This is a genomic window from Fulvivirga aurantia, assembly GCF_009711475.1.
GTDB classification, from domain to species: domain Bacteria; phylum Bacteroidota; class Bacteroidia; order Cytophagales; family Cyclobacteriaceae; genus Fulvivirga; species Fulvivirga aurantia.
In genome coordinates this window covers 1-3,450 of the sequence record NZ_SMMD01000511.1, presented here as the reverse complement: position 1 = coordinate 3,450, position 3,450 = coordinate 1, and the positions used below count along the sequence as shown (strand labels likewise).

Sequence of the window (3,450 nt, the reverse complement as noted above, 5' to 3'; positions counted from 1 at the left end):
AAGTGCACTTAAGTCGACAAGTATGCGTGTAGAAGACGAGCAAGGCTTGATAGACGCACTTGAGGGAACAAGGTTTGATTTAGTAATCAGCGATAATTCATTACCCAAAATGGACGCTAACAGAGCTCTTCGGGTAGTAAGGTCGATAGATCAGGATGTACCATTTATCATTATATCAGGTTCGATAAATCAGGAAAATGCCATAAACGCCATGTATGAAGGGGCTAATGACTACCTCACCAAAGACGATTTGTCAAAGTTAGAGCCGGTAGTTATAAGAGAGGTGAAAGAAGCTCGGCTTAGAAGAAGCAAACACAAAGTAGAAAAGAAACTTCTTCAAACACAGGCTTCTTATCAGGCCCTGGCTCAGAGTATTATGGATGTGTTCTTTGCCATTGATAATGCATTGATAATCACTTACTGGAACGAGACCGCAAGAAGAGAGTTCAATCTATTACCCAAAGATGTAATTGGTAAGTATCTCTATGATGTTTTCCCTGCTCTTAAAAATTCTCATGTAGATGAGCAGTTTAGCCTAGGTCTAAAAACCAAAACCGCGCGATACACCACCTTTAAGTATTCTAAAAAATATCACGGCATAGATGCAGTCGAGTATTTTGACGGTAGTATTTACCCTACTGCTGATGGTGCCTCAGTAATTCTCAAAAAAATTACCGACAAAAAAATCTCAGAAGAATCTCTCAAAAACCTAAATAAAGAACTTGAAACACTCATTTACCGACTATCACATGAGATAAAAGGCCCAATGTCTTCATTACTCGGGCTCATCAATGTTGGTAGAATGGAGTTTCAGGATCACAAAATAAATGAGTACTTAGATAAACAAGAGTCTTCGGTAAATCTCCTAAACAACACATTAAAAGCACTTATGAATCTATCCGAACTCAAAAGAGAAACTGTTCGCTCAGAAGAAATCCAGGTTAAAAGTATTGTCGACAGTATACTCAGAAAAATGAAATATGTACCTGGTTATGAAGACGTACAGATAATCGTTGACATAGACCCAAGCCACAAAGTAATCTCCGATACCAAACAGGTACAAACGATTTTACAAAACCTGATTGACAATGCTATTAAATTTAGAAAAGGCAGAAAACCCAGTCTTTATATTGAAACCATAAGACACAGCAGTTGCCTTTATTTGTCTGTTGCCGACAATGGTGAAGGTATCCCTGCAGACCAGCAGGATAAAATATATGACATGTTTTATCGCGCCAATGTCAACTCTAAAGGCCCGGGCTTGGGTTTGTATATGGTAAAAAGCTCAGTGGAGAAAATACAAGGCTCTGTAAGTATGAAAAGTGTGGAAGGTAAAGGGTGCCGTTTCGACATTATCATTCCAGACCTCCAATCAACCAAGCCAATACAGAAGTGGTAAGTAGATGAAATAAAAAGTTTCTTCAATTGTCTACCTTTGCAGCAGCAAAAATTGGGGTAGACAATAGTGAATGTACAGTTAAACAAACGCGTAAAATACATCAACCTGGGAGAGGTTGACTATAAACAAGCCTGGGACTACCAGACCGAGCTATTCGAGCAGACTGTACAACTAAAAATCGCCAATCGCAAAAAACCAACTGCTGAGCAAGCGCTCACCAATAACTACCTGATCTTTTGCGAGCACCCTCATGTGTATACACTTGGTAAAAGTGGCTCTGAAGATCATCTTCTAATTAATGATGACGGATTAAAGGCAAAAAATGCCACTTATTATAAGATCAATCGTGGTGGAGACATCACCTATCATGGCCCCGGACAAATTGTGGGTTACCCGATTCTCGATCTTGATAATTTTTTCACAGATATACATAAATACCTCAGGTTTTTAGAAGAGGCCGTAATACTTACGCTCAAAGAATATGGCATAGAAGCCGGGCGCATCGATGGCCTCACAGGGGTGTGGCTCGATCACATTGCACAAAAAAATCCGCGAAAAATCTGTGCCTTGGGTGTGAAATCAAGCCGATGGGTCACTATGCACGGTTTTGCTTTTAATGTAAACACACAACTCGATTATTTTAAGAATATTGTGCCTTGTGGCATAGAAGATAAAGCCGTAACCTCACTACAACAGGAGCTTGGCGCAGCACAAAATATGGAAGAGGTGAGCCAAAAACTCAAAAATCATATCGCTGACTTATTTGAAATGGAGCTTTATTAATCAACATGAAAAAGGATATAGAAATACCTAAAGTAGAAAATGTAACCGTAGCTGTCGCCCATTCCATCAACGAAGCCGGGGGCGAAGAGTGGCGCGTACACCTGATCAATAATAATGAGTATGATTTAGAAAACACCCTGGTGACTTCTAAAGGCTATGGTAAAAAAGAAGGCGAAACACAAAAAACTTCGACTTTAAGGCACTTTCTGGAAACAGTAAAGGCAAACGACACCGCGGCTATCGAAACTCTGGACCCTGCTGTCTTTCACTTAAATAATGAGTATTGGGTCACTTATTATGTGGATGGGACAATGTATGATAAGCGTTTCACATTTTTGCCAGATTCAATTCAAAATAGTAACCTTACGTTTATCGAGGCACTAGGCTCAGAGGGCATCCTGCATTCGTAACAAATTAAATGGCTACACTTAAAAATATACTTTTCCTGGATGTTGAAACCGTAAGTGCACATGACACTTTCGACCAGCTAGACGAAAGGCTAAAGGCGCAATGGGCAAGAAAAGCTTCTTTTCTCAAACGGGAGCCAGAAACCACAGACGAAGAATTATATTTTAAGAGAGGCGGTATTTATGCTGAGTTTGGCAAGATCGTAGTAATCAGTCTGGGGTATTTTGTACAAGTTGATGGCAAGACTACTTTCAGGGTAACCAGTCTGGCCGATCATGATGAAAAAGCATTACTCGAGCGCTTTAAAGCCATTCTTGAAAAACTAGATGATGACCTCAAGCTTTGCGCACATAATGGCCGCGAGTTTGATTTTCCTTACCTGAGTCGCAGAATGCTCATCAATGGCATTAAGCTACCTTCTGCCCTCGATCTTGCCGGTAAAAAGCCCTGGGAAGTAAACCACCTCGATACGATGGACATGTGGAAGTTTGGCGATTGGAAGCACTATACTTCTTTGGAACTCATGGCAGCCCTTTTTGGAATTGAATCAAGCAAGTCGACCATAGATGGCAGCATGGTAAATGAGGTTTACCACAAAGATAATGACCTGCAAAGAATCGCTGACTACTGCAAAGATGACGTAATAGTTACCGCACAGCTTTACTGTAAACTCAAGTCGATTGATGTAGAGTTTGAAGTTATAAACGTAAGCTAAACCTCCACATTACGACTTCTCTAAACCTGACCTGTAGAAGTCATTTTCTATTGCTTTCATAAAATTTGAAAGTAAAAATCAGCAATTTTAATTCAGCAAAACACCAGCGCCTCTTCAACTGTTAATCATTAATTAACGAAAACAC

4 protein-coding genes are annotated in these 3,450 nt (G+C 40.0%); all 4 read left to right on the top strand.

The features are described 5' to 3' along the window. Positions 1–1,399 (top strand): hybrid sensor histidine kinase/response regulator (locus E1176_RS03825; RefSeq protein WP_222933076.1); only part of this gene is annotated, 1,399 nt, incomplete at its 5' end. A gap of 66 nt (positions 1,400–1,465) precedes the next feature. Then, positions 1,466–2,182 (top strand): lipoyl(octanoyl) transferase LipB, encoded by a 717-nt coding sequence (gene lipB, locus E1176_RS03820; RefSeq protein ID WP_185152608.1) that lies wholly within the window; start codon positions 1,466–1,468, stop codon positions 2,180–2,182. Between the two features lie 5 nt (positions 2,183–2,187). After that, on the top strand, positions 2,188–2,592 hold the full coding sequence (locus E1176_RS03815; RefSeq protein ID WP_155209245.1) for a hypothetical protein: 405 nt from the start codon (positions 2,188–2,190) through the stop codon (positions 2,590–2,592). Positions 2,593–2,600: 8 nt separating this feature from the next. After that, entirely contained in the window at positions 2,601–3,305 is a 705-nt protein-coding gene (locus E1176_RS03810) for a 3'-5' exonuclease (protein ID WP_155209244.1), read from the top strand. Positions 3,306–3,450 lie beyond the last annotated feature (145 nt).